The following is a 23,951-nucleotide window of genomic DNA, read 5'->3' as shown; positions in this document are numbered from 1 at the left end:
CGGGGCGCCGGCGTTCGGGCGCACGACAAAGCCCCACCGCCGATGTGGCGATGGGGCTGGGGTGATGGTGGGAGCGGGCGCTAGCTGCGGTCGAAGGGGGCCGAGAGGCCGAGCTCGAGCATGAGGAGCGTGAAGGCGAGCGGGCTTGCCTTCGTGGCGGTCGCGTAGAAGCGGTCGAACTGCTCCTCGCCAAGAAGGTCGGTCAGGACGGTGCCGGGGTCATTGCGCTTGAGCGATTCCCGCAGGCGGTCCTGCCAGTCAGGCTCGGCGTCGAAAGTGAAGGTCTCGCCCTGAAAGTGCACTGTCTTGGTCATGTGATGGTCGTCCTCTCGGTGATGTGCAGCGAAGCGCTACGGGGAAGGAGGGTGCCCAGCCCGCCGGGCTGCTCAGAAGGGGAACTCGTCGAGTACCGCCGGCCGGTCGTCGAGGGCGTCGCAGGGCTCGAAGTGGTCGCGGAAGTGGTCGACGCCAGCGAGGCGCTCGCGCACCTCGACGCGCTTGAGGCCCGGCACCGCGCCAAGGAGGGCTTGGTAGGCGGCGCCGGTGCGTCGCCGCTCGTGGCCCGCTGACCGGGCGGCGAAGCTGCACGCTCGGTCGAAGGCGGCGGCGGGCGCCCATCCATCCGACGGAGTCGCGGGCTGCCAGTACTCGACGGCGTCGTCGAGGCGGACTTCCAGGGTCAGCGATCGAGGGGCGGCCCGCTGGCTGGAGGGCGGCCTCAAGTCCGGCCCTGCCAGCGAGCGGCGGCGCCCTGGCGTCCTCGCTCACTTGCGGTGAGCTTGCCGTTCGTCGGGGGCAGCGCGAGTCGCGCCAGGATCCCTGCCGCGGCTGTGCGATTGAGACGCGACTCGATGCTCGAAGGATGAACGACGATCTGTCCGGTAGACCCGGTCGCGACGCCGCCGGCCTCTCGCGCAACCACGGCGTGCGCCTCACCGGCGGCCAGGAGTTCGCACGCGGTCTCAAGAGCGGCGAACTCTGCGCCGGCGAGTTCTGGCCGCTGCGCGATCACGGACTCATAGGCGTCGCGGACGACGGCCGGCCAGTGCTCGGGGTAGGCGGTGGCGTCGGTCATGGGGACTCCTGAAATGGGGTGTTCGGGCGTGCGGCGTTCTAAAAACAGGGGTCATGCCCGCATCGAGTCGAAGACGCTATGCCGCTTCGGTAGAGGTGGGAGGGGGCAGGGGGGAGGGGTGCCCCAGGGTGGGAGTCAAGCTGTGGAGCCGACTCCCAGACTTTGCCCAGGTTCAGAGGGCGCCGGGGTGCGCTTCGGGTCGTCGGTAACGCGAGATCGCGGGCCGTCGTGCGGCTGCCCCTTCGGCGCTGCTCTTGCGTCCGTGGTGCCAGACGCACAGGGCTTGCAGGTTCTCGAGCGAGTGGTCGTCGCCGGCCTTGATGTGGTCGCACTGGTTGGCCGGCGCCTCACACTTCGAGCCCGTCGAGTCGCGGGCCTGGCACTTGTACCCGTCGCGTCGGAGGACGCGGATGCGGCGCGTGCTCCAGTCAGCGGGCAGGGCGCTGTTGCGGTCGGTGCGCGCGCTCGTCTGCCATGCCATGCGCGCGCCTCCGGGTACAACAAAGCCCCCGGCCTCGCCTCGTCTACGAGGGGCCAGGGGCGGGGGAGGAGCGCCCAGTTGGTCAGCGGCGGTCCTGCGAGTGGGAAGAGCCGCTCGAGCGAAGTCACGTCGAGCGCGTGCTAGCCGTGACCCTGGCCCTACCTGGATAATCCGGGTGTGCTTATTTGGTCGTCACTGGACGGAAAACCTGCCATACAAGTTGACGTGGAAGGCGTCGGTCGTCAGCCGCTAATCGGCTCAGTGCAGCGCGCACACCGCGCCCTGGTCAACCGGCCGCTGTGGTCGGACACCGTCGACATGATCGAGTGGCACTTCGAGCTCGACGTGCATGGTGTCGTCGAGGAAGATGGCTGGCTGCCTCACATGATTGCGATCAGCGATGCATTCACACTCGCCGATCTTGAGGCACTCGCCGCGACGCTAAGCGAGAACGAGGCATCCAGGCTGGAGATCAAGCTTGGAGGCAACCGCGGCGGGGATGGCTTCTACGGTGCCATCTTGGAAGGCGGCGCAGCTCTGCTCGAGGTACTCGGCTATATCGGCATCGCGGAGACGCTTCGACTTCCAGAGTTGTTCCGTCGGATCATCCGCAACAGGCACGGTGTACCGGTTGAGGAGTTCGCAATCTTCCAACGAACGGGAGTGCTGCCGGACGGCGCTCGCGCTTGGCTCCAACGGGATTACTCGCAGCATCTAGACAACATTGCTGGCGTCACCGGGTTGTCGCGTCTCGAGGCTCGCCAGGCGCTCGAGGCGGCGGAGTTCCACTACGTTGAGCCGACCGGCACGTTCTGGGTGCGGGAGAGCCTGGAAAACGACGACTGAGGGAGCGCGGCGAGCTCCCGCGCCTCGATCGAAGCGCGGAGAGCATCGCCGGTGAGGAGCGTCCCATCTGGGGCGCGGTACACGGGGCTACTCGCTCGGGCAGTACCGGAGGCCGGAGCGGCCCGGACGGCCAGGGTGGAAGGCGCCGCACCCGTCTGCGCACGGGAGGTAGCTGCGACCGGGTTCGTACTCGCGCACGGGCGCTGTGGCTTCGGCCGGAGTGGGCGGAGCGGAGGGTGTCGCCGCCTCTTCCGCGGCGAGTTCCGCCGTGATGAGCGCGACGATGTGTGCCCGCCGCTCGGCGTTGCCGAGCGCGATCCACTGCGTCTCGTCGAAGGGAGCGCGCAGGCGAGCGGGAGTGCGGCGGATGTCCTCGCCGAGGGAGAAACGTCGAAGGCCTGAGGCGCGCTTGGCTGCTCGCTGGGCGATTGCTTCGGAGGTCACGGGCTAGCTCCTTCGGATGTCGGCGACGAGCGCCGAGGCGGCATCGGCGGCGTCGAGCTCAACAAGCTGGCGGGCGTGGGCCGCTCGGTACTCGGCGAGGATCTGCTCGGGGGTCACTCCGCGACCTTCCGCGAGGTGCTCGTAGTCCTGGAGCTGCTCGCGCGTCGCCTCAGCGAGGGAAGCGGGGGGCGTGTAGGCGCGGGTCACGCCGGCGACGAGGTCGTCGAGTGAGCGGCTCATACGAGCACGATCGCGGTCGACGTCTTGGCGAGCTCTCGTGCGAGCGCCTCGCCGTGAGCCTCGGTCGGCACTTCCGCGCCTTCGGTAGCCTCGGTGACCCGCTGCACGTCGAAGCTCTCGAGGCGACTGCGGAGCGCGACGAGCGCCACGCGCTGATCGTCGGCGCCGGACCCGATCACGTTCGCGCGCCAGGAGCGCCCAGGGCTGCCAGCCAGGTGCCAAGCGGCGTCGACGTGGTCGATGGTCGCCTCGAGCTCGGCGAGAGCCGCCGAGGCGCGCGCGTGGTACTCGAGCGCGCGGCGCGCCGCCTCCTGACGAACGTCTGGCGTGCCACGGCCGCGATCGACCGTTCGCTTGAACTGCTTCTCTGTCGTGTCGGAGACCCGCGCGACACGGTCAAGCGCACGCTGCGCATCCGCCGATCGTCGCTGCGCGTCCTCGAGGTCGTGCGAGTGGGGATCCGTCGAGCGCAGAGCGTTTGCCTCGAGGACCCGGTCGCGGTGAGCGGCTCTCGCTGCGTCCAGCGCGGGGAGCGTCCCGAGATATGAGTCATGGAGCTCGCGGGCGCCGGGGACGAGGTCGACGACCCAATCGGCGTACTGCTCAGCGGCGAGTGCGGGAGAAACGATCATCGGGTAGTGCCTTTCGTCGCCGCGAGGGCGAGGTCAGTCGTCGTCGGCGAGGTCGCTGGCGGCGAAGAAGGGGATCCACTTGTCCGACGGGTTGCCGTCGGCCTGGACGCTGGGGAGGTAAATCGTCTCGGCGATTTCGACGCGGCCGTCGCTTGCGCGGGTCACACGCCGAGAGCCGCTCGAGCGCGGCGGGCGAGTGCGGCGGCGGACGCGGGGTCGGCGACGGCGGCGTCGAGGTAGCCGAGAGCCGCTTCGCGACGCTGGCGCTCCGCGGTGCGATGTCGCTTGGAGCGGCAGCGCTGGGAGCAGAGCTCCTGACGGCCTCGGAGGGGGCCGGAGCATTCGGGGCAGAGCATGGCTGCTCCCTTCCTGTTGCGGAACGGCGATGGGCAAAAAGGGGGAGGGAAGCCCGGTCTACGCGGACTTCCCTCTACTAGAGGAGAGGGCCACGGCGCTCGCGAACCTGAGAGCCGCCCCGCCGAGACCCGCGTCGTTCTGCGGATCTTGGCGAGGCGGCTGCCGGAGCATTCGGGACACTGTCAGGAGAAAAGCCCTCGGGTGGCAGTCACGACGCCTTGCGGCGCGAGGCGAGGTCGATCACCGGGGCTCCGGCGGAGGACGCCTGGAGGGTGAGGGCCGCCGCGCGCTCGCCACGCTCCATGAGTGTCGAGATCGCTGCGCGGAAGTCGCCGCCGTGCGCCTCGAGTACTTCGTCGGCGAGCCGCGCGACGACGCGGTCGAGCACTGCGGTTGCGATGTCCATTTCTGGGCCTCCTTGAAGGATGCGGTCGGCGCGAGCGATGGCGGGCGCGAGGGGTGGGATCTGGAAGACGTAGCCCGCCGACGTTCGGCGGCGCTCGCCGAGGACGGCGTCGGCGACCTCGTAGAAGACGCGGACGCCGGGGACCCGCGGGCTGAGCGGGAGGCCGTCTTCCGCGGCGATCTCCTCCCAGTCCTCGCCGAGATCTGATGCCGACCGCTGCTCGGCAACGGCGAGGGCGATTGCCTCTTTCGCGGAGGCGTGGAGCTCCGGAGCGGGTACTCGACTCCCCACGGGAGGGACGTCGTCGGCGCCGTCCCAACCGGTGAGGAACTGGCGCACGTAGTGGGCGCTCGAGGTGCGTTCGTGGTGCCCTTTGCGTTCCCGGTAGGCGCGATCGCGTTCTAGTGGAGTAGCGGCCGGCCGGCGGGCCGGGGCTGGTGCCGCGGGGACCGGTTCGGCGTCGGCCTCGAGGTGGGCCACGCTGACGGCTTTGCGAATGAGCTCGGCGGCGGCCGAGGGGTCGAGTGTCGCGAGGCGGCGAAGGTTGCGGTACAGGCTGCGAGCGTCGTTCCGGTCGGGGAGCTCGGCGAGGCGCTGCACGAGAGCGCCGATCGCAGGCTCGCCGAGGTTGACCGGCTCGAGGGGATCCGCGGTGTTGCGCCGACCGACGAGCGTGCCGCTGCGGTTGTAGACCTCGCGGACCTCGCGGATCGTCGGCATGACGAGCGCGCGGGCGAGGCGCCGGGGTGACGGCAGCGTCAGGACGACGGGGCCGTAGGACTCCGCGACGGTGCGGCGGACGTTGGCGCCGTCCCGACGGATGTTGCGGGGGGTGTCTGACAGACGCGCGAGGGCGTCGAGGTAGTTGCCGGGCACGGAGGGCTCCTTGACGAGGGGAGTGCAAGAACGGCCGACGGTGACGGAGCGCTTGTCACTCCCCATCCCTCTCTTGAGAGAGAGAGAACTAGTGGGGGGTATCTAGAAGTGACGTTGTTCGGTCACGTCGGTTGTTCTTGCACTAGCGCGCACCGGCGCTCCACTCGGCGAGGGCGAGCTCGAGGCCGGCGGAGGCATCGGCGACAGTGGCTCGCGCCTCGCGGAGCGTCGTCTCGGCGCCGACCACTGCGGCGCGGACGCGGAGTCGGGACGGATCCGAGACGGTCGCCGGGACGGGGTCCGAGTAGGTGCCCGTCGCCCGACGCCCGTCGGAGTCAACGGTCGGGCGCGGCGAGGCAACCCATTGGACGTCCTGCGCTGCTCCGAGTTGGGAGGAGAGCGCGAGCACGTCCTCGGCGAAGGCACGGAGGAAGTTGGGCAGCGGAAGGGGAGAGGGCACGGGGCTCATTCGGTGTCGGCGGGTTCACCGGATAGACCTCCGGTGTCAAGAGAGGAGAGGGCCAGGGGACCCGCGCCTGCTCAGCGACTCGCCGGGCCTTAGCCGTCCGCGTCGACGTAGTTCGGGTACTCGTCGGGCACTGGTCGGAGGACGAGTCGGACTGGCTCGCTGTGGCTCGACCGCCATACCTCGACGTGATCGAGCGCCGCCTCGAGGTGCGGGCGCCAGGTGGCATCGTCGACGCCCGCAAGCACCTCCGCCCAGGTGCCGCCGAGCTCGACGGCGCGATGAACCACCGGGGGTGCCTGCCTGCGAAGTTCCGACAGGCGCTCGACCAACTGTTGGCGCCGCGCGATCAGGGAGTCGACGTCGGCCTCAGGGTCGGCGAGCTCGGCTCCGACGTCCCGCAGGGCACTGCTCGTCGTCGCGATAGCCTCGTCCAGCTGCGCGTCTCCTCGCTCTTCGACGTACTGCACGGCAGCGAGTCCGCCGAACGATCGCAGGTACAGGTCGCGCACCTGAGACTCGAGGGCTTCAGCCTTCACAGACAGACCCGGGCACTCGACTCCGCGAGCACTTGAGGAGCACCGGTAGTAGACGTAGCGGCGTTGGGTGCTCAGGACGTACATGGGGGAGCCGCACGTCCCGCAGAAGGTCAGGCCGCTCAGGAGGCGCGCTGCGCGGCGCTGTCGCTGCGTCCCTCGTCCGACGTTCCTCGAGAAGCGCTCGCGGAGCGCGATCATCGTTTCGACGCTCAGGATCGGCTCGAAAGCCTGGAGAGGGAGCCCCGTTGCCGGATCGACCACCGGCTCGCCGTAGCGATCGCGTGATCGCTGCTCGGAGGGTCGGGACGCCTGGCCCGCCTGCCGCTCGCCGTGCCGATCGGTCCGTTGCATGATCCTCCCGAGGAGGTGCTCGCTGGCCCATAGCTGCGAGACGCGCGAGGAGCTCCACGTGCCGGTGTCGAGCGAGGCGTCCGGCGTCTCGCCTCGAAGTTGCGCGAGACGGTACGGGCTCCTTGGCATCGGGACGCGCCGCGCGTTGAGATCCTTCGCCACACCCGTCGATGTCTCCCCCTCGAGAATGCGATCGGCGACCTCGCGAATCGTTCCGGCCTCTTTCGGATCGGGGACGAGTCGGCGGCCGGGCCGGCCATCGGTGAAGGGCGCCGATCGGTAGCCGAACGGCGCTGGGCCATTGCCGGGGTTGCGGCCTTCCTGACGCATCCGAGCAATCGCTGCGGTTCGACGCGCGACCATGCGGTCGCGCTCCTTCTGGGCGATGTCTGCCGCGAAGGCGACGCGGATCTCCCACCCCTCTTGATCCGATCGGATCCCTTCTCGTGCTGCGTAGAAGAGAGGCGGTGGCGTCCCTTCCCGCCGTGACCGGGCCTGTCGGTCGGCCACCACTCGGAGTAGGTCAGCGCTGTCCGCGATGCCCATGCGGCTCCAGCGGTCGTAGGCGTAGACCGCGAGGACGTCTGCCTCTCCGTCGCGAAGCATCGCGAGCGCGGCGGCTGCGTTCGCCCGCGCCTTGCCTCCGGACTTCCCGTTATCCTCGAAGGTGCGGATGATCTGCCATCCCTCGCGCTCCGCGAGGGCGTACAGGTCGGCGTTCTGCCCCTGGATCGACGTGCTGACGGCGCTCTCACGCGAGAGTCGCACGTACAGGACGGCACGGGGCTTCGTGGACATGCGACAACTTTAGGACTTGGTGTGGCTGAATACATTTACTCGATGGTGCGCGCCCGCAAGGCGGTCGGCGACAAGCTGATCCTGGACGACGTCACGATGTCGTTCCTGCCCGGCGCCAAGATCGGCGTGGTCGGCCCGAACGGCGCCGGCAAGTCGACGATCCTGAAGATCATGGCGGGGCTCGACACCCCCAGCAACGGAGAGGCACGGCTGAGCCCGGGCTACTCCGTCGGCATCCTGATGCAGGAGCCGGAGCTCGACGAGACGAAGACCGTGCTCGAGAACGTCCAGGAGGGCGTCGGCGAGATCAAGGGCAAGATCGACCGCTTCAACGAGATCTCGCTCGCGATGGCCGACCCCGACGCGGACTTCGACACGCTCCTGGCAGAGATGGGGGTCCTCCAGGAGGCGATCGACGCCGCCGACGCGTGGGACCTCGACTCGCAGCTCGAGCAGGCGATGGACGCGCTGCGGACGCCTCCGGGCGACTCGCTCGTCACGAACCTCTCCGGTGGCGAGAAGCGCCGCGTGGCGCTGACCAAGCTCCTCCTGCAGAAGCCCGACCTGCTCCTGCTCGACGAGCCCACCAACCACCTCGACGCCGAGAGCGTGCTCTGGCTCGAGCAGTTCCTCTCGAAGTACCCCGGCGCCGTCCTCGCCGTCACCCACGACCGGTACTTCCTCGACAACGTCGCGGAGTGGATCGCCGAGGTCGACCGCGGCCACCTCTATCCCTACGAGGGCAACTACTCGACCTACCTCGAGAAGAAGCGCGCGCGCCTCGAGGTGCAGGGCAAGAAGGATGCGAAGCTCGCCAAGCGCCTCACGACCGAGCTCGAGTGGGTCCGCAGCAACGCGAAGGGCCGCCAGGCCAAGTCGAAGGCGCGTCTCGCGCGCTACGAGGAGATGGCGTCGGAGGCCGAGAAGACTCGCGTGCTCGACTTCGAGGAGATCGTCATCCCCGTCGGCCCGCGCCTCGGCGCCCAGGTGATCGACGCGAAGAAGCTGCACAAGGCGTTCGGTGAGCGCGTGCTCATCGAGGACCTCAGCTTCACCCTCCCGCGCAACGGCATCGTCGGCGTGATCGGCCCGAACGGCGTCGGCAAGACCACGCTCTTCAAGACGATCGTGGGCTTCGAGCCCCTCGACTCCGGCGACCTCAAGATCGGCGAGACGGTCGACATCTCGTACGTCGACCAGAGCCGCGGCGGCATCGACCCGAACAAGAACCTCTGGGAGGTCGTCTCGGACGGCCACGACTACATCACGGTCGGCCGGACCGAGATCCCGTCGCGCGCCTACGTCTCGCAGTTCGGCTTCAAGGGCCCCGACCAGCAGAAGAAGGCCGGCGTCCTCTCGGGTGGAGAGCGCAACCGCCTCAACCTCGCGCTGACGCTCAAGCAGGGCGGCAACCTCCTCCTGCTCGACGAGCCCACCAACGACCTGGACGTCGAGACCCTCGGCAGCCTCGAGAACGCGCTCCTCGAGTTCCCGGGCTGCGCCGTGGTCATCACCCACGATCGCTGGTTCCTCGACCGGATCGCGACGCACATCCTCTCCTACGAGGGCACCGAGGAGGATCCGGCGAACTGGTACTGGTTCGAGGGCAACTTCGAGGCCTACGAGGAGAACAAGATCGAGCGCCTCGGCCCCGACGCGGCGAAGCCGCACCGCTCGGCCTACCGCAAGCTCACGCGCGACTGATGCGCCTGCACGTCGCCATCCCGCTGCGCTGGTCGGACTTCGACGCCTACGCGCACGTCAACAACGCCGAGATGCTGCGCCTCCTCGAGGAGGCGCGCATCCAGGCGTTCTGGGCGCCCGACTCGCCGGAGGCGGGCGGGAGGGCGACGGCGGTGCTCGACGCGCGACCGGGCGCTCGCACGATCAGCCTGATCGCGCGCCAGGAGATCGAGTACCTCGCGCCGATCCCGTACATGCGGGCCCCGATCGACATCGAGCTGTGGATCGGACGCATCGGCGGCGCGAGCCTCGAGGTCTGCTACGAGCTGTACTCGCCGGAGGGCGTCACTCCGCGCGTGCTGTACACGAAGGCGGCGACGACCCTGGTGATGGTCACCGCCGCGACGGGGCGGCCTGAGCGCATCCCCGAGGAGCTCCGCACCGTCTGGGCGCCGTACGTCGACGAGCCGATCGCGTTCTCGAAGCGCGGCTGACCGCATCGCCCGGGGGCGCGGCGCCCGCGGCTCGGGTGCGCCCCGGCTCCGTGGAGCGCGGATCGCGACCTTCGGCTCGTCGAATCCGATCCGGCTCGCCGGAATCCTCGGATTCGACGCGCCGAACGTGTCACGACGAGCCGGAGGCCGGGGCTCTCGCGAGCCGGCCGTGGTCCTGCGAGCCGAACGTCTCTCCTGCGAGCGCGAGGTCAGCGGGGGACCCGCACCATGCCCTCCTGGGCGACGCTTGCGACGAGCGCTCCGTCGCGCGAGTAGATGCGCCCGAGCGACAGGCCGCGCCCGCCCGAAGCGCTCGGCGCCTCCTGCACGTAGAGCAGCCACTCGTCGACGCGGGAGGGGCGGTGCCACCACATCGCGTGGTCGAGGCTCGCGATGCGCAGCCCCGGCGTGATCCAGGCCGCCCCGTGCCGCCGCAGGGTCGACTCGAGGATCGTGTAGTCGCTCGCGTAGGCGAGGGCCGCGCGGTGCAGCATCGGGTCGTCGGGGAGCGTGCCGAGTGCCCGCATCCACACGCTCTGCTGCGCGGAGCGGCCCGGGTCGGCCCGGAGGTAGACGGGCTGCTCGACGTGGCGCACGTCGAAGGGGCGCTGCGTGGCCCAGAAGTTGCCGACGGGGTGGTCGATGCCGCCGAGGACCTCCGCGGCACTCGGCAGCGACTCCGGCTCCGGAACACCCTCGGGCATCGGCGTCTGGTGGTCGAGACCCTCGTCCTCCGTCTGGAACGAGGCGATCATCGAGAGGATCGGCACCCCGTTCTGATACGCCTGGGTCCGCCGGGTCGAGAACGAGCGGCCGTCGTGGATCCGGTCGACCGAGAAGGTGATCGGCAGCGTCACATCCCCGGGCCGGAGGAAGTACCCGTGCATCGAGTGGACACCGTGGTCGTCGTCGACGGTGCGCCCCGCGGCGATCAGCGACTGAGCGAGAACCTGTCCGCCGAAGACCCGCCCCTCGGGCTGCCACTGCGAGGGACCGGTGAAGATGTCCTCGCTGGTGCGGGCCCCCGTGTCGGTGAGGTCGAGGGCGGTCAGGAGCGAGGAGAGGGGATCGGGCACAGTACCTCCGGGGTGTCGACCGGCCGGGTGAGCGACCTGAGAGTAAGCTTATCGATGCGATGAGTGCGTCCTTCTCGCTCGCAGATCCCCCCAGCCTGTCCGATCTGCGGGTCTTCCTCGGCAGGTCGGCCCGAGTCGACGACGGCGCCGTGCGCCTCCTCGCGCAGGACCGGATCCTGGCCGCCTACACCGCGATCCTGCAGCCCCGCGGGATCCTCGACCGCTCGTCGACCGTGCTCGGCCTCCGGGTGTTCGCGCTCGACGAGCCCGCCGCGTTCGACCGCGTCGTCCCCATCCGCGCGCTCTCCGACCGGCTCGCCCGGCTCCAGTGGGAACCCGGGGGAGCCGACGGCAAGCCCGTCCCGCTGCCCGACGGCGACGACGCGACCGCAGGGGCCTGGGCGGGCATCGCTCCTCCCCGCGGAGGCTGGCTGCGCCGCGAGCCCGTCGATCCGGTGTTCCTCGAGCGGGTCGCCCGCGAGGGGATCGACGAGATCGCCGCGGCGGTCGGCTCCGAGACCGGCGAGCAGATCGTCTCGCGCGTGCGCTCCTCGGTGTGGGGGCGACCGCTCGACGGGCTCGCGGACGTCCCCGCCGGCGCGGCGTTCGCGCTCTTCGCGCTCGGCTTCCTCGACCCCGCCGACCCCGTGGCGCTGCTCGAGAGCGGACCGTGGCGCCGGCTCACCTCCAAGCGGGGTCACGTGCTGGTGCGCACTCCCGCCTGAGCTACTCCTCGAACGTGTTCACCATCGCGTGGGCGGCGCGCTCCAGGTAGTCCCAGAGCATCGCGTCGTCGGCGGGGGAGAGCTCGAGCTCGTCGACCGCCACGCGCATGTTCTGGAGCCAGTGGTCGCGTGCCTCCGGGTTGATGTGGAAAGGCTGGTGCCGCATCCGCAGGCGCGGGTGACCGCGCTCCTGGCTGTAGGTGCTCGGGCCGCCCCAGTACTGCTCGAGGAAGCCGGTGAGACGCTGGATCGCGCCCTCGAGGTCGTGCTCGGGGTACATCGGCCAGAGCACCGCGTCGTCGCGGACGCCCGCGTAGAAGCGGCGGACCAGCTTCTCGAACGTGGGGCGGCCGCCGATGTGGTCCCAGAAGCTGCGCATCGGAGGCGTCCCGCCGATCTGCAGGCCGCTCATGCGCGCGGCTCCTGCGTCGGTCCTGTGCTTTGGCCGTCGTCCTGTGGACGCGTCTCGCGCTGCTTGCGGGTGGCCCGGGGAAGGCGCACGGGCTTGCCGTGCTCAGTCGTGATCGTCGGCGACGGGGTCGTCCGAGGGCCCTTGGCGCCTCCGACGCTCGCCGCGCCCTCGAAGCCGCTCAGGACGACGGCCGACAGGGAGGGCAGCTTCACGTCGAGCGCGTCGAGCGCACGCTTGAGCCGGACCTTGAGCTCGCGCGCGACGTCGTCCTTGGCCGTCGTGCGGGTCTTCAGCACGAGGCGCACCACGAGGGCGTCGTCGGCGATCGACTCGAGCCCCCACAGCTCGGGCTTGTCGATGATCCGCGCGCGCCAGCGGCTGCTGGCCGCGAGCTCGTTCGCCGTCTGCAGGATCGACGACTGCACCGACTCCAGGTCTGTCTCGTAGGGCACCGCGAGGTCGATGATGACGCGCGACCAGCCCTGCGACATGTTGCCGACCCGGATGATCTCGCCGTTGCGCACGAACCACAGGGTGCCGTTCACGTCGCGGATCTGGGTGACCCGGACGCCGACCGACTCGACGACTCCGGTGGCCTGACCCGTGTCGACGACGTCGCCGACGCCGAGCTGGTCCTCCGCGACCATGAAGAGGCCGTTGAGCACGTCCTTGACGATGTTCTGCGCGCCGAAGCCGAGCCCGGCGCCGAGGGCCGCGGTGAGCAGGGCGAACGAGCCGATCAGGTTCTGGTCGATGGTGCTGACCACCATCACGAGCGCGATGATCACGATGAGGATCGAGCTGATGTTGTTGAGGATCGAGCCGAGGGTCCGCGTGCGCTGGACGACGCGGACCGCCGCGAGCGGCGACGCGGCGATCGACTGGGTGTCCTCGACCCGCTGGCGCTTCTTCACCCCCGAGACGATCTGGTCGACGACGCGGCCGATCACGAAGTGCGCGATGACGCGCACGATGAGCGCGCCGATCACGATCGAGAGGACGGCGATGATCTTCCAGAAGATCTCGGAGTCGAAGAACGAGATCGTGGCGGCGACGGGGTCGGGGGTGGAGGTCTCGAGTAGCAGCATGACCCGTCCAGGCTACGGGACCCCTCCCTCCGAGACCGGCGGACGGAGGCCCTCTTCGGGGCCCCCTCGCCCGAGCCTGCGAGCCGCCGTATAGATTCGACCGGAGGCGTCGACTCGCCTCCGCTCGCACTCAGACCCCGCTGGGGAAGGACGCCCGATGCTCCACTCGACCCGGACCCCCGCTGAGAAGCGCCGCCTCTTCCGCGAGCGGCTCGCGACCGGCGAGCTGCTGCAGCTGCCGGGCGCCTTCACTCCGCTCTCGGCGCGTCTGATCGAGGAGAAGGGCTTCGACGGCGTCTACGTCTCGGGAGCCGTGCTCTCGGCCGAGCTCGGCCTCCCCGACATCGGCCTCACGACGCTCAGCGAGGTCGCGGGCCGCGGTCAGCAGATCGCGCGGATGACCGACCTGCCCGTCCTCGTCGACGCCGACACGGGCTTCGGCGAGCCGCTCAACGTCGCGCGCACCGTGCAGATGCTCGAGGACGCGGGAGTCGCGGCGCTGCACATCGAGGACCAGGTCAATCCGAAGCGCTGCGGGCACCTCGACGGCAAGGCCGTCGTCGACGAGAGCACCTCGGTCCGGCGGATCGCCGCGGCGGTCGACGCGCGCCGCGACTCCGATCTCGTGATCATGGCGCGGACCGACATCCGCGCCCTCGAGGGGATGCAGGCCGCTGTCGACCGGGCGAAGCGCCTCGTCGATGCGGGCGCCGACGCGATCTTCCCCGAGGCGATGCGCGACCTGGGCGAGTTCGAGACGATCCGCGCGGCCGTCGACGTCCCCGTTCTCGCGAACATGACCGAGTTCGGCAAGAGCGAGCTCTTCACCGCGCGGCAGCTCGCCGACGTGGGCGTCAACATCGTCATCTACCCGGTCTCGCTCCTGCGGATCGCGATGGGAGCGGCGATGCGCGCCCTCGACACGCTGAAGGCCGACGGATCCCTCCGCGCCGAGGTCTCCGGGATGCAGACGCGCGCCGAGCTCTACGACCTGCTCGACTACGCCTCGTACAGCCGGTTCGACGAGGGCGTCTTCGACTTCAGCCTCGCCGACCACCACGGCGCCTGACGACGGTGCGCCGCACTCGGCGCACCCAGGCCCCTTTCGCGAAGGAGCGGACATGAGCACCACCGATCAGGACATCCGGAAAGGACTCGTCGGCGTCGTCGTCGACACCACGGCGATCTCGAAGGTCGACCCCGAGTCGAACTCGCTGCTGTACCGGGGCTATCCCGTGCAGGAGCTCGCGGCGACGTGCACGTTCGAGGACGTCGCGTGGCTGCTCTGGCACGGCGAGCTGCCGACGGCGGAGGAGGCTCGGACGCTGCGCTCCTTCGAGCGGGCCCACCGCGCGCTGGCGCCTGAGATCCGTGCGCTCATCGACCTCCTTCCGATCGGCGCCCACCCGATGGACGTCGTCCGGACGGCCGTCAGCGCGCTCGGGGCGCTCGATCCGGACCCGGACGCGGAGGCGCCGGAGGAGGTGCTGGATCGCTCCGTGCGGCTCTGGGCGGCTCTGCCCGCGATCGTCGCCTACGCCCAGCGCCGCCGACGCGGAGAGGAGCCGATCGCCCCGCGACGCGACCTCGACTACTCCGAGAACTTCCTCTGGATGACGTTCGGCGCCGTCCCGGACGCCGTCGTCGTCGACGCGTTCCGCGTCTCGCTGGTGCTCTACGCCGAGCACTCGTTCAACGCGTCGACCTTCACCGGCCGGGTGGTGACGTCGACGCTGTCCGACGTCTACTCCGCCGTGACGGCGGCCGTGGGCGCGCTGAAGGGGCCCCTGCACGGAGGCGCGAACGAGGCGGTGCTGCACGTGTTCGACGAGATCGGGCTGGGCCCGGAGGCGGCGACGCGCTCGCGGGAGTGGCTCGCGACGGCACTGGGGGAGCGCCGGAAGGTGATGGGCTTCGGTCACCGCGTGTACAAGTCGGGCGACTCGCGGGTGCCGACGATGGAGGCGGCGCTGCGCCGCGTCGCCGCGCACGAGGACGCGGTCGAGATGCTCGAGCTCTACGACGCGCTGGCGGAGGCGATGGCCGAGCGGACGGGGATCCTCCCGAACCTCGACTATCCGTCCGGTCCCGCCTACCGGCTGATGGGTTTCGACACCGAGATCTTCACGCCGCTGTTCGTGGCGGCGAGGGTGGTCGGCTGGACGGCGCACGTGCTCGAGCAGCGCGCGTCGAACGCGCTCATCCGGCCGCTGTCGGCCTACGACGGCCCGGACCGCCGGTCGGTGCCGGGTCGGGCGAGCTGACCGACTCCTCGCAGATCGAGCGTGCGGCCCGGGTGGGAAACGGGCCTCATCCTCGCTGATCGAGTAGCCCGCGCAGCGGGCGTATCGAGATCCACGTGCGTCAGAAGGCCATGGCCGAAGCCTGATCTGCTGACGCTGGTGGGTCTCGAAACGCCCCTGCGGGGCTACTCGACCAGCATGGGATCGAGCTCAGTCCTGCGCGTCGCGCTCCTGCGCGCGCAGGGCGCGCTCGACGCCGGCGAGGTTCTCGATCACCAGGCGTCGCAGCGCCGGGACGTCGGGGTTGGCGGCCAGCCACTCCCGGGTCGCGTCGACGATCTCGCGCGTCGGGGTCGCGGCGGGGTAGAAGCCCACGACCAGGTACTCGGCGATCTTGTAGCTCTTGCTGTCCCACAGATCGCGCAGTGCTCCGAAGTACACCGGCACCATCGCGTCCAGCAGCGCCGGGTCGGAGGTGCGCTGGAAGCCGAGCCCGGTCGAGCGGACGATCGTGTTCGGCGCCGAGTCGTCGAGTGTGACCGAGTCCCAGGCCGCGCGCTTCGCCTCCGCCGTCGGGATCGCGGCCCGGGCGTTCGCCGCGGACTGCGCTCCCGTCGCCGTGTTGTCCTCGGCCAGTGCGGCGTCGATCTCGCTCGCCCCCGCGCGTCCGCCGGCGACCAGCGCGATCAGCAGCTCCCACGCCAGGTCGGTGTCGATCTCGAGTCCGTCGAGCGTCGTCCCGCCGTCGCGCAGCGACTGCACGGCGTCGAGGTGCGCCGGGGTGGACGCGACAGCGGCGAAGAACTTGACGAACTGGAACTGCGCGTCGCTGCCGGCCTCCGCCTCGCGGGCCAGGGCCCAGAGCCGGTCGCCGACCTCCTCGACGATCGCGGTGCGGTGCTCGGGAGCGACGTACTGGGTCGCGGTGGACACGAGCTGGCCCAGCACCGTCCGCAGCGTGGTCGACTCGGTCTCGGTCGCGATGTTGCCGAGCACGAGGCGCACGAAGTCGCGCGGGGCCGCCTCCGCGTCGCGCGTCGCGTCCCACACCGAACCCCAGACCAGCGAGCGCGCGAGCGGGCTCTCGATGCTCGCCAGGTGCTCGATCGCCACGGCGAGCGAGGAGTCGTCGAGGCGGATCTTCGCGTAGGCGAGGTCGTCGTCGTTGAGCAGCACGAGCGCGGGGCGGGTGCGTCCGATCAGCTCGGGCACCTCGGTCCGCTCGCCGTCCACGTCGAGCTCGAGGCGGTCGACGCGCACCAGGCGGTCGCCCTCGAAGTCGTAGAGGCCGATAGCGAGGCGGTGCGGGCGGATGGTCGGGTACTCCTCGACGGCCGTCTGCAGGATCGCGAAGGAGGCGATCGCGCCCGACTCGTCGACGGAGATCTCGGGGCGGAGGGTGTTCACGCCCGCCGTCTCGAGCCAGAGCGACGACCACTCGGTGAGATCGCGGCCGCTGGTGGCCTCGAGCTCGACGAGCAGGTCGCGCAGCTCGGTGTTCGAGAAGGCGTGCTTCACGAAGTACTCGTGCACCCCCGCGAGGAACTCCTTCTCGCCGACCCACGCCACCAGCTGCTTGAGCACCGAGGCGCCCTTGGCGTAGGTGATGCCGTCGAAGTTGACCTGCACGTCCTCGAGGTCGTTGATCGTCGCGACGATCGGGTGGGTCGAGGGCAGCTGGTCCTGGCGGTAGGCCCAGCTCTTCTCCATCGCCGCGAAGGTGGTCCAGGCCTCGGTCCACTCGGTCGCCTCGGCGGTCGCGAGGGTCGACGCGTACTCGGCGAACGACTCGTTCAGCCAGAGGTCGTTCCACCACTTCATCGTGACGAGGTCGCCGAACCACATGTGCGCGAGCTCGTGCAGGATCGTGACGACCCGTCGCTCCTTGATCGCGTCGGTGACCTTCGAGCGGAAGACGTAGGTCTCGGTGAAGGTGACCGCTCCGGCGTTCTCCATGGCGCCCGCGTTGAACTCGGGGACGAAGAGCTGGTCGTACTTGTCGAACGGGTACGGGACTCCGAACTTCTCCTCGTAGAAGGCGAAGCCCTGCTTGGTCTTCTCGAACACGTAGTCGTCGTCGAGGAACGGCGCGAGGGAGGCGCGCGCGAAGACCCCGAGCGGGATTGTCCGGCCGTCGGAGGAGACGAGGGAGTCGGTGCGCACCACGTACGGGCCGGCGATGAGCGCGGTGATGTACGAGGAGATCCGCGGGGTCGGCTCGAAGCTCCAGGTCGCGGTGCCCTCGCCCGCGGGGACCGGCTCGGGGGTGGGCTGGTTCGAGACCACCTGCCAGGCGGCGGGCGCGGTGACCGTGAAGCGGAAGGCGGCCTTCAGGTCGGGCTGCTCGAACACCGCGAACACGCGCCGCGAATCCGGGACCTCGAACTGCGAGTACAGGTAGACCTCGCCGTCGACCGGGTCGACGAAGCGGTGCAGTCCCTCGCCGGTGTTCGTGTAGAGCGCGTCGGCGACGACGGTCAGCTCGTTGTCGGCCGCGAGCGCGTCGAGGCGGATGCGCACGCCGTCGGCCACGTCGGAGGGATCGAGCTCGACGCCGTTGAGCGTCACCGAGTGCACGGTCTTCGTGATGGCGTCGATGAAGCTCGAGGCGCCCTCCGCCGCGGTGAACCGCACGGTGGTGGTGCTGAGGAAGGTCTCGGCGCCCCGGGTGAGGTCGAGAGTGACGTCGTAGTCGGTGACCTGGATCAGCGAGGCGCGCTCCTGCGCTTCGCTCCGGGTGAGGTTGTCTCCTGGCACGTGGTGCTCCATCCGTTCGTCGCGGGCGCGGCATTGCCGGGCGCCGGGGTGCTGGCGCCGCCGATCTACCCTAGAGCCGCCTGGGGGAGTCGCGCCGGGAGGTAGCGTTGTGCCATGACCACCGTCGATTTCTGGTTCGATCCCTCCTGCCCCTGGGCCTGGATGACCTCGCGGTTCGTGGACGAGGTGACTCCCGCCCGCGAGCTCGAGGTGCGCTGGCACATCATGAGCCTCGCCGTCCTCAACGAGGACAAGGACGTGGACGAGTCGTACCGCGCCTTCTTCCCGCGCGCGCTGCGCTTCACCCGCCTGGTCGCCGCGGTCGCCGCGCGCGAGGGAGAGCAGCACGTCAAGCCGCTCTACGACGCTCTCGGCACGCGGATCCACGTGGGCGGCCGGAAGGACGTCGACGCGATCATCGCCGAGTCGCTCGAGGAGGTCGGTCTCGACGCGGGGCTGGCCGCCTTCGCCGACACCGACGAGTACGACGAGCCGATGCGCGCCTCGCACTTCGACGGTATCGAGCGCGTCGGCCAGGACGTCGGCACCCCCGTCATCGCGATCGGGGACGTCGCCTTCTTCGGCCCCGTCCTCTCTCCGGCGCCCAAGGGCGAGCAGGCGCTCGCGCTGTGGGACGGCATCGTGGCCGCCGCCTCGTACGACGGCTTCTTCGAGCTGAAGCGCTCGCGCACCCGCGACCCGATCTTCGACTGAGCGCTCGGGCGCTACCCTGACATCCGGCCCGGCTCCCCGGGCGTCGAACAGTACTTCCGGAGGACGAGCGCGTGCGCATCCACATCGCAACGGACCACGCAGGGCTGGACTTCAGCCGGCACCTGATCGATCACCTCGGTGCTGCGGGCCACGAGGTCGTCGACCACGGACCGACGTCGTACGACCCGCTCGACGACTACCCGTCGTTCTGCATCAACGCGGCGGCGGCGGTCGTCCGCGACCAGGAGGCGGGCGTCGAGGCGCTCGGCATCGTCTTCGGCGGCTCGGGCAACGGCGAGCAGATCGCCGCCAATAAGGTCACCGGAGTGCGCGCCGCCCTCGTCTGGAGCCTCAGCACGGCCGTGCTCGCCCGCCAGCACAACGACGCCAACGTGATCTCGATCGGCGCCCGCCAGCACACGGTGGAGGAGGCGACCGGCTTCATCGACGCGTTCGTCGCCGAGCCGTTCTCGTTCGAGGAGCGGCACGTCCGCCGCATCGCGCAGCTCGCCGAGTACGAGGCCACCGGTGACATCGCCGGGCGCGTGGTCGACTCCGCCGTGAGCGGCCGCTAGGTGCCGGAGGGGCATTCCGTCCACCGGATCGCGCTGCAGTTCGAGCGCGACGTCGTCGGGCACCGGGTCGCGACCAGCAGCCCGCAGGGCCGTTTCGTCGAGGGCGCCGCGCTCCTCGACGGGCGCGAGGTCCTCGCGTCGACCGCGGTCGGCAAGCACCTCCTGCTGCGGTTCGAGGGCGACGCGACGCTGCACGTGCACCTCGGGCTCTACGGGGCCTGGGACTTCCTCGGTCACGTCTCACCGCTGTTCCCCGACGGCGAGGCCGGCAGCAGCATCGGGGCTCCCCGCCGGCGCCGGGCGGTCCGCCTGTCCGAGACGGAGCACGAGACCGACACCGACCTCGAGGAGTTCCCGCCGCCGCCGATCGGAGCGGTGCGGGTGCGCATCCGGACGGAGGAGACGGTCGCCGACCTGCGCGGCCCGACCGCGTGCGAGGTGATGGACCCCTCCCAGGTCGAGGCGCTGCTCGCCCGGCTCGGGCCCGACCCGGCGGACGACGACTCCGACGAGGCGCGCGATCGTTTCGTGAACCGCCTGCGCAAGACCGCGACTCCGGTCGGCCTCGTGCTGATGGACCAGTCGGTGGTCAGCGGGATCGGCAACATCTACCGCGCCGAACTGCTCTACCGGGCCGGCCTCGATCCGCACACTCCCGGCAAGCAGGTGCCGCTCGAGCTGGCGCGCGAGCTGTGGACCGACTGGGCGCTGCTGCTCGAGGACGGCATCCGCACCGGGATGATGATCACCCGCCGCGGACTCACGAAGACCGAGCGGTCCAAGGCCGTCAGGAGCCGTGCCGAGCGCAACTACGTCTACAAGCGCGAGGGGCTGCCCTGCCGCGTCTGCGGCACCAACGTCCTCATCGAGGAGATCGGCGCGCGCAAGCTCTACTGGTGCCCGGTGTGCCAGTCGTGACCGTCTGACCCTCGAGAGGACCCGATGCGCCAGAACCCGAGCTCCCTGCTCAGCGACACCGAGGGCGTCCGCGCCCGCCGGGACGCGCGATGAGCGGCGACCTGCTCCTGCGCGGCGCGCGGCTGCTCGGCGCGGACGAGCCGGTCTCGGTCCTCGTGCGCGACGGCGCGATCGCCGCGATCGGACCCGACGGCTCGCTCGCCGCGGATGAGGTGCGCGAGTTCGACGGCCGCTGGGTGATGCCGGGGCTCTGGGACGAGCACGTGCACTTCTCGCAGTGGTCGATGACGGCGCCGCGGCTCGACGTCTCGGCGGCGCAGTCGGCGAAGGAGGCGGTGGAGGCGGTCCGCGGGCGCCTCGCGTCCTCGACCGATACGAGCTCGACGCTGATCGGCTTCGGGTTCCGCGACGGTCTGTGGCCGGATCTGCCGACCACGACGCTGCTCGACGAGGCGGCGCCGGCGCACCCGGTCGTCCTCGTCAGCGGCGACCTGCACTCGGCGTGGGCGAACTCGGCGGCGCTGAAGCGCTACGGCTTCACTCCCCAGGACGACATCCTCCGCGAGGACTCGTGCTTCCGTCTCGTCGGAGCACTCGAGGCCCTCAGCGACGACGATCTGGACGACCTGGTCGACGTCGCGGCGCGCCGAGCGGCGGCGCGCGGAGTCGTGGGAGTCGTCGACCTCGAGATGAGCTGGAACGTCGGCGACTGGACGAGGCGGGTCGCCCGCGGCACCCGAGCGCTCCGGGTCGACACGGGCGTGTACCGCGACGATCTCGAGCGCGCGATCGCCGCGGGCCTGCGCACGGGCGACGAGCTCGCGGGCGGGGAGGGGCTCCTCCGGATGGGGCCGCTCAAGGTTCTGATCGACGGATCGCTGAACACCCGGACCGCGTACTGCACGCACCCCTACGAGGGCGAGGGCGCCGGCCGCGGGGTGCTGACCGTCGGACCCGACGAGCTCGACGGCCTGCTCGCGCGGGCCTGTGCCGCCGGGATCCGGCCGACCGTGCACGCCCTCGGTGACGCCGCTGTCTCGGTCGCGCTCGACTCCCTCGCGCGGGTCGGCGGTGGCCGGATCGAGCACGCCCAGCTGGTGGCGGCGGCCGACCTGCCCCGGTTCGCCGAGCTCGGCGTCGTCGCCGGAGTGCAGCCCGCCCACGCCCTCGACGACCGGGAGGTCGCAGAGCGGTACTGGCGCGGCCGGACCGACCGGGCGTTCGCCCTCCGCTCCCTCGTCGACTCCGGAGCGACCGTCGTCCTCGGTTCCGACGCGCCGGTCGCGCCGCTCGACCCGTGGGTCGCGATCGCGGCCGCCGTGGCGCGGGCACGGGCGGGCGAGGAGGCCTGGCACCCGGAGCAGCGCCTCACCGTCGAGGAGGCGCTCGTCGCGTCGGTTCGGGCGCGCCGCCTCCGCCCTGAGCACGGCGATCCCGCCGACCTCGTCGTCCTCGACCGCGACCCGCTCGCCTCCGACGCCGAGGAGCTGCGGACGATGCCGGTGGCCGCGACCCTCGTCGGCGGCCGCTTCACCCACGAGCTCTGACGCCTCCCGCGAGATACCCACGCGTGCGTGCCGGAGCAGCATGTCGCGGGGACGGACGGACGACGAACGGCCCGCCGGATCCGGGGATCCGACGGGCCGTTCGCGAGGGGGGAGTGCGCTCAGCTCTCGCTGACGTGGGCGAAGAGGAACCAGCGGTCCTTCTCGAGGCCGCGGCCGATCTCGATCGCGACGTCCTGGCTGCTCGCGTCGATGTCGGCGAGCTCGGCGATCGCGGTGTTGACCGTGGTGATCGCGACGTCCATCAGGTTGATGACCTCGACGATGGCGTTCTCGGAGCGCTGGAAGCCGGGGGTCAGCGGCTGGGTCTGCGTCGCGGCGGCGACGGTCTGGATGCGGGCGTCGACCGGGAGGCCGAGGGCGACGACGCGCTCCGCGGCGAGGTCGGCCCACTCGATGGCGTGCGCGACGATCGTGTCGAGCAGCTCGTGGACGCCGATGAAGTTGGCGCCGCGGACGTGCCAGTGCGCCTGCTTGCCGTTGACGGCGAGCGCGGTCATCTCGATGACGACCGGGCTGAGGAACTGAGCGACTCCGGATGCGACATCCGGGTTCGACGAGGTGAGCGACGTGACGGATGCAGTGGACATCGTCTTCCTTTCGAGAGGGGGTGACTGATCGTCAACTGTACGCCGCAGCCCAGCGCTCGCAAGGAAGCGGAGGCTCCGCTAACGCCGGAGAAGGGCAGGCTCGCCTGGGTGCGCACCCGCCTCCCGCCGCCCCTTCAGCGCCTCCTTCAGGGGGTCAGCCCCCGCGTCCGACCCGCCGTGCGCCGATACTCTCGAAACGGTGCCCGGCCCTCCGCCGAGCACGGGAGGAGAGTCGGATGAGCACTGCACCCTCCGCTCTCGCCGAGGCGAGCCGTGCCTACCTGCGCCTGTGGCGCGACCTCCCGCGCGAGGTGCTCGCCCTGCTGCTGGCCCTCCCGCTCTCCACCGTCGGCTCCCTCGCCGTGGGCGCCGCGCTGGTGCTGGCCTTCGGACTCGCGGGCCTGCTGATCGGGCTGGTCTTCCTCCCGCTCGCCCTCCTCGTCTCGCGCTTCTTCGCGCGGATCGCCGCCGCCCTGGACTCGCTGGCGGGTCGTCCGAGCATCCCCGAGCCGCAGTGGCGGCGCGCACCCGCCTCGGTGGCTCCCGCGACCTTCTCGCTCTACGGACCGGTGATCGACGGCCACTACTGGCTGGCGCTCCTGCACACCCTGGTGGTCGCGCCGCTGCTCGCCCTGCTCTTCGCCACCGTCGTCGCGATCTGGATCTGGGCGGGGCTCGGCACCCTGGTCGCGATGCTCGGCGGCTCGGGCGGCGGAGCGGCGGGCCTCGCCGAGTGGCTCGCCGCCCGCGCGACCGGCGTCCTCGGTCTCCCGGAGCCGCCGGCGGTCCTCATCGCCCTGGCCGGGGCGGCCATGGTCGTCCTCTTCGTCTCGACCCTTCCGTTCGTCACGCGCGGGCTGACCCTCGCCCGCTACCTGGTCGACCGGCTGCTGCTCGGCCCGTGGGGATCGGAGGCGCTGCAGCGCGAGGTGGCGGAGCTCAGCGCATCCCGGGGTGCCGCGGTCGCGGCCGAGGACCGGGCGCTGCGGCAGCTCGAGCGCGACATCCACGACGGTCCGCAGCAGCGCCTGATCCGGGTGCAGATGGACCTCGGGTCGGCGCGGAGTCGGGTCGGCACCGATCCCGAGGCGGCGGCGGTGCTGATCGACGAGGCGCGCGAGCACGTCAGATCGGCCCTGGACGAGCTGCGTGCGCTGTCCCGCGGAGTCGCGCCGCCGATCCTGCAGGACCGCGGGTTCGAGGCCGCGGTGCACTCGCTCGCGGTGATGAGCCCGGTCCCCGTGCAGGTCCTCACCGAGCACGCGATCGACGGCGTGCCTCCCGAGGTCGAGCGCAGCGTCTACTTCGTCGTCGCGGAGCTGCTCGCGAACGCCTCCAAGCACGCCTCGGCGCAGGCCGTGCGAGTGCACCTCGACGTGCGAGACGCCGGGGCTGCGGGGGAGCGCTGGCTCGACGTGTGGGTGATCGACGACGGAGTCGGCGGTGCCGCGCAGACGCCGGGCCACGGTCTCGAGGGGCTCGAGGGCCGTGTCCGCGGTCTCCGCGGGGTGCTCACCGTGGAGTCGCCCCCGGGCGGACCGACGACGATCGGGGTGCACGTGCCCTTCCGGCCCGTGCCGTCCGATCCGTCCTGAGGCGG

General features: G+C 70.8%; 28 protein-coding genes. 11 read left to right on the top strand and 17 right to left on the bottom strand.

Annotation, left to right across the window (positions count from 1 at the left end):
* Positions 1-80: 80 nt before the first annotated feature.
* The 4 genes from GRS96_RS12225 to GRS96_RS12210 all read right to left on the bottom strand — a co-directional run bounded on the left by GRS96_RS12225 (position 81) and on the right by GRS96_RS12210 (position 1,556).
* A complete protein-coding gene (locus tag GRS96_RS12225) occupies positions 81-314 on the bottom strand; it encodes a hypothetical protein (RefSeq protein WP_159988572.1) in 234 nt (77 codons plus the stop codon).
* Positions 315-386: 72 nt separating this feature from the next.
* Positions 387-722: a hypothetical protein gene (locus tag GRS96_RS12220; protein ID WP_159988571.1), complete on the bottom strand. Its 336-nt coding sequence runs from the start codon at positions 720-722 to the stop codon at positions 387-389.
* Positions 719-1,075 (bottom strand): hypothetical protein, encoded by a 357-nt coding sequence (locus GRS96_RS12215; RefSeq protein WP_159988570.1) that lies wholly within the window; start codon positions 1,073-1,075, stop codon positions 719-721. The genes GRS96_RS12220 and GRS96_RS12215 overlap by 4 nt, the downstream gene beginning before the upstream one ends.
* Positions 1,076-1,247: 172 nt before the next feature.
* The gene (locus tag GRS96_RS12210; protein ID WP_159988569.1) at positions 1,248-1,556 is read right to left on the bottom strand and encodes an HNH endonuclease; all 309 of its coding nucleotides are present in this window, start codon (positions 1,554-1,556) and stop codon (positions 1,248-1,250) included.
* A 177-nt stretch (positions 1,557-1,733) separates the two neighbouring features.
* On the opposite strand from GRS96_RS12210, the gene GRS96_RS12205 reads away from it, so the two are divergent.
* Positions 1,734-2,402 (top strand): hypothetical protein, encoded by a 669-nt coding sequence (locus tag GRS96_RS12205; protein WP_159988568.1) that lies wholly within the window; start codon positions 1,734-1,736, stop codon positions 2,400-2,402.
* Between the two features lie 87 nt (positions 2,403-2,489).
* On the opposite strand, the gene GRS96_RS12200 is transcribed toward GRS96_RS12205, so the two are convergent.
* The 8 genes from GRS96_RS12200 to GRS96_RS12170 all read right to left on the bottom strand — a co-directional run bounded on the left by GRS96_RS12200 (position 2,490) and on the right by GRS96_RS12170 (position 7,511).
* Positions 2,490-2,846 carry a hypothetical protein gene (locus GRS96_RS12200; protein WP_159988567.1) on the bottom strand — a complete coding sequence of 119 codons (357 nt, stop codon included), beginning with the start codon at positions 2,844-2,846 and terminating at the stop codon, positions 2,490-2,492.
* A gap of 3 nt (positions 2,847-2,849) precedes the next feature.
* A complete protein-coding gene (locus GRS96_RS12195; RefSeq protein ID WP_159988566.1) occupies positions 2,850-3,086 on the bottom strand; it encodes a hypothetical protein in 237 nt (78 codons plus the stop codon).
* On the bottom strand, positions 3,083-3,718 hold the full coding sequence (locus GRS96_RS12190; RefSeq protein ID WP_159988565.1) for a hypothetical protein: 636 nt from the start codon (positions 3,716-3,718) through the stop codon (positions 3,083-3,085). Before GRS96_RS12190 ends, GRS96_RS12195 begins: the two co-directional genes overlap by 4 nt.
* A gap of 33 nt (positions 3,719-3,751) precedes the next feature.
* On the bottom strand, positions 3,752-3,883 hold the full coding sequence (locus tag GRS96_RS20805; protein WP_268893228.1) for a hypothetical protein: 132 nt from the start codon (positions 3,881-3,883) through the stop codon (positions 3,752-3,754).
* On the bottom strand, positions 3,880-4,074 hold the full coding sequence (locus GRS96_RS12185; RefSeq protein ID WP_159988564.1) for a hypothetical protein: 195 nt from the start codon (positions 4,072-4,074) through the stop codon (positions 3,880-3,882). Before GRS96_RS12185 ends, GRS96_RS20805 begins: the two co-directional genes overlap by 4 nt.
* Before the next feature lie 209 nt (positions 4,075-4,283).
* Positions 4,284-5,423, bottom strand: a complete 1,140-nt coding sequence (locus tag GRS96_RS12180; protein ID WP_159988563.1) for a hypothetical protein — start codon at positions 5,421-5,423, stop codon at positions 4,284-4,286.
* 76 nt (positions 5,424-5,499) lie between these two features.
* Complete coding sequence (locus tag GRS96_RS12175; RefSeq protein ID WP_159988562.1) at positions 5,500-5,817, bottom strand: DUF7169 domain-containing protein; 318 nt, start codon at positions 5,815-5,817, stop codon at positions 5,500-5,502.
* A gap of 98 nt (positions 5,818-5,915) precedes the next feature.
* Positions 5,916-7,511 carry a recombinase family protein gene (locus tag GRS96_RS12170; protein ID WP_159988561.1) on the bottom strand — a complete coding sequence of 532 codons (1,596 nt, stop codon included), beginning with the start codon at positions 7,509-7,511 and terminating at the stop codon, positions 5,916-5,918.
* 21 nt (positions 7,512-7,532) lie between these two features.
* On the opposite strand from GRS96_RS12170, the gene ettA reads away from it, so the two are divergent.
* Positions 7,533-9,215 carry an energy-dependent translational throttle protein EttA gene (gene ettA, locus GRS96_RS12165; RefSeq protein WP_159853814.1) on the top strand — a complete coding sequence of 561 codons (1,683 nt, stop codon included), beginning with the start codon at positions 7,533-7,535 and terminating at the stop codon, positions 9,213-9,215.
* Complete coding sequence (locus GRS96_RS12160; protein WP_159853812.1) at positions 9,215-9,688, top strand: acyl-CoA thioesterase; 474 nt, start codon at positions 9,215-9,217, stop codon at positions 9,686-9,688. The genes ettA and GRS96_RS12160 overlap by 1 nt, the downstream gene beginning before the upstream one ends.
* 209 nt (positions 9,689-9,897) lie before the next feature.
* On the opposite strand, the gene GRS96_RS12155 is transcribed toward GRS96_RS12160, so the two are convergent.
* Positions 9,898-10,764, bottom strand: a complete 867-nt coding sequence (locus GRS96_RS12155; protein ID WP_159853810.1) for an acyl-CoA thioesterase — start codon at positions 10,762-10,764, stop codon at positions 9,898-9,900.
* A 59-nt stretch (positions 10,765-10,823) separates the two neighbouring features.
* On the opposite strand from GRS96_RS12155, the gene GRS96_RS12150 reads away from it, so the two are divergent.
* Positions 10,824-11,489: a hypothetical protein gene (locus tag GRS96_RS12150; RefSeq protein ID WP_159853808.1), complete on the top strand. Its 666-nt coding sequence runs from the start codon at positions 10,824-10,826 to the stop codon at positions 11,487-11,489.
* Position 11,490: 1 nt separating this feature from the next.
* Here GRS96_RS12150 and GRS96_RS12145 read toward each other — a convergent pair whose 3' ends face one another.
* The gene (locus GRS96_RS12145) at positions 11,491-11,901 is read right to left on the bottom strand and encodes a globin (protein ID WP_327437422.1); all 411 of its coding nucleotides are present in this window, start codon (positions 11,899-11,901) and stop codon (positions 11,491-11,493) included.
* Positions 11,898-12,989: a mechanosensitive ion channel family protein gene (locus GRS96_RS12140; protein ID WP_159853806.1), complete on the bottom strand. Its 1,092-nt coding sequence runs from the start codon at positions 12,987-12,989 to the stop codon at positions 11,898-11,900. The genes GRS96_RS12145 and GRS96_RS12140 overlap by 4 nt, the downstream gene beginning before the upstream one ends.
* A gap of 157 nt (positions 12,990-13,146) precedes the next feature.
* Here GRS96_RS12140 and prpB point away from each other — a divergent pair, with 157 nt between their 5' ends.
* Together prpB and GRS96_RS12130 are read left to right on the top strand one after the other, a co-directional pair.
* Positions 13,147-14,058, top strand: a complete 912-nt coding sequence (gene prpB / locus GRS96_RS12135; RefSeq protein WP_159853804.1) for a methylisocitrate lyase — start codon at positions 13,147-13,149, stop codon at positions 14,056-14,058.
* Positions 14,059-14,110: 52 nt separating this feature from the next.
* Positions 14,111-15,253: a bifunctional 2-methylcitrate synthase/citrate synthase gene (locus tag GRS96_RS12130; protein WP_159853802.1), complete on the top strand. Its 1,143-nt coding sequence runs from the start codon at positions 14,111-14,113 to the stop codon at positions 15,251-15,253.
* A gap of 189 nt (positions 15,254-15,442) precedes the next feature.
* Here GRS96_RS12130 and pepN read toward each other — a convergent pair whose 3' ends face one another.
* On the bottom strand, positions 15,443-17,989 hold the full coding sequence (pepN, locus tag GRS96_RS12125) for an aminopeptidase N (RefSeq protein ID WP_159853800.1): 2,547 nt from the start codon (positions 17,987-17,989) through the stop codon (positions 15,443-15,445).
* A gap of 114 nt (positions 17,990-18,103) precedes the next feature.
* On the opposite strand from pepN, the gene GRS96_RS12120 reads away from it, so the two are divergent.
* The 4 genes from GRS96_RS12120 (at position 18,104) to GRS96_RS12105 (ending at position 21,743) form a co-directional block, all read left to right on the top strand.
* Positions 18,104-18,703, top strand: a complete 600-nt coding sequence (locus tag GRS96_RS12120; RefSeq protein WP_159853798.1) for a mycothiol-dependent nitroreductase Rv2466c family protein — start codon at positions 18,104-18,106, stop codon at positions 18,701-18,703.
* A gap of 71 nt (positions 18,704-18,774) precedes the next feature.
* Complete coding sequence (locus tag GRS96_RS12115; protein ID WP_159853796.1) at positions 18,775-19,278, top strand: ribose-5-phosphate isomerase; 504 nt, start codon at positions 18,775-18,777, stop codon at positions 19,276-19,278.
* Entirely contained in the window at positions 19,279-20,196 is a 918-nt protein-coding gene (locus tag GRS96_RS12110) for an Fpg/Nei family DNA glycosylase (RefSeq protein WP_159853794.1), read from the top strand.
* A gap of 89 nt (positions 20,197-20,285) precedes the next feature.
* Positions 20,286-21,743, top strand: coding sequence for an amidohydrolase (locus GRS96_RS12105; protein WP_159988560.1), 1,458 nt, complete (start codon positions 20,286-20,288; stop codon positions 21,741-21,743).
* Positions 21,744-21,862: 119 nt separating this feature from the next.
* Here the strand turns inward: GRS96_RS12105 and GRS96_RS12100 are convergent, their stop codons facing one another.
* Positions 21,863-22,351, bottom strand: a complete 489-nt coding sequence (locus GRS96_RS12100) for a Dps family protein (protein WP_159853790.1) — start codon at positions 22,349-22,351, stop codon at positions 21,863-21,865.
* Positions 22,352-22,587: 236 nt separating this feature from the next.
* Between GRS96_RS12100 and GRS96_RS12095 the strand changes: the two genes are divergently transcribed.
* On the top strand, positions 22,588-23,946 hold the full coding sequence (locus GRS96_RS12095) for a sensor histidine kinase (protein WP_159988559.1): 1,359 nt from the start codon (positions 22,588-22,590) through the stop codon (positions 23,944-23,946).
* Positions 23,947-23,951 lie beyond the last annotated feature (5 nt).

This window comes from Rathayibacter sp. VKM Ac-2803, from assembly GCF_009807175.1.
Taxonomy (GTDB): Bacteria; Actinomycetota; Actinomycetes; order Actinomycetales; family Microbacteriaceae; genus Rathayibacter.
Note: the sequence above shows the minus strand (reverse complement) of the source record. Positions and strands in the feature narration are given on the sequence as shown.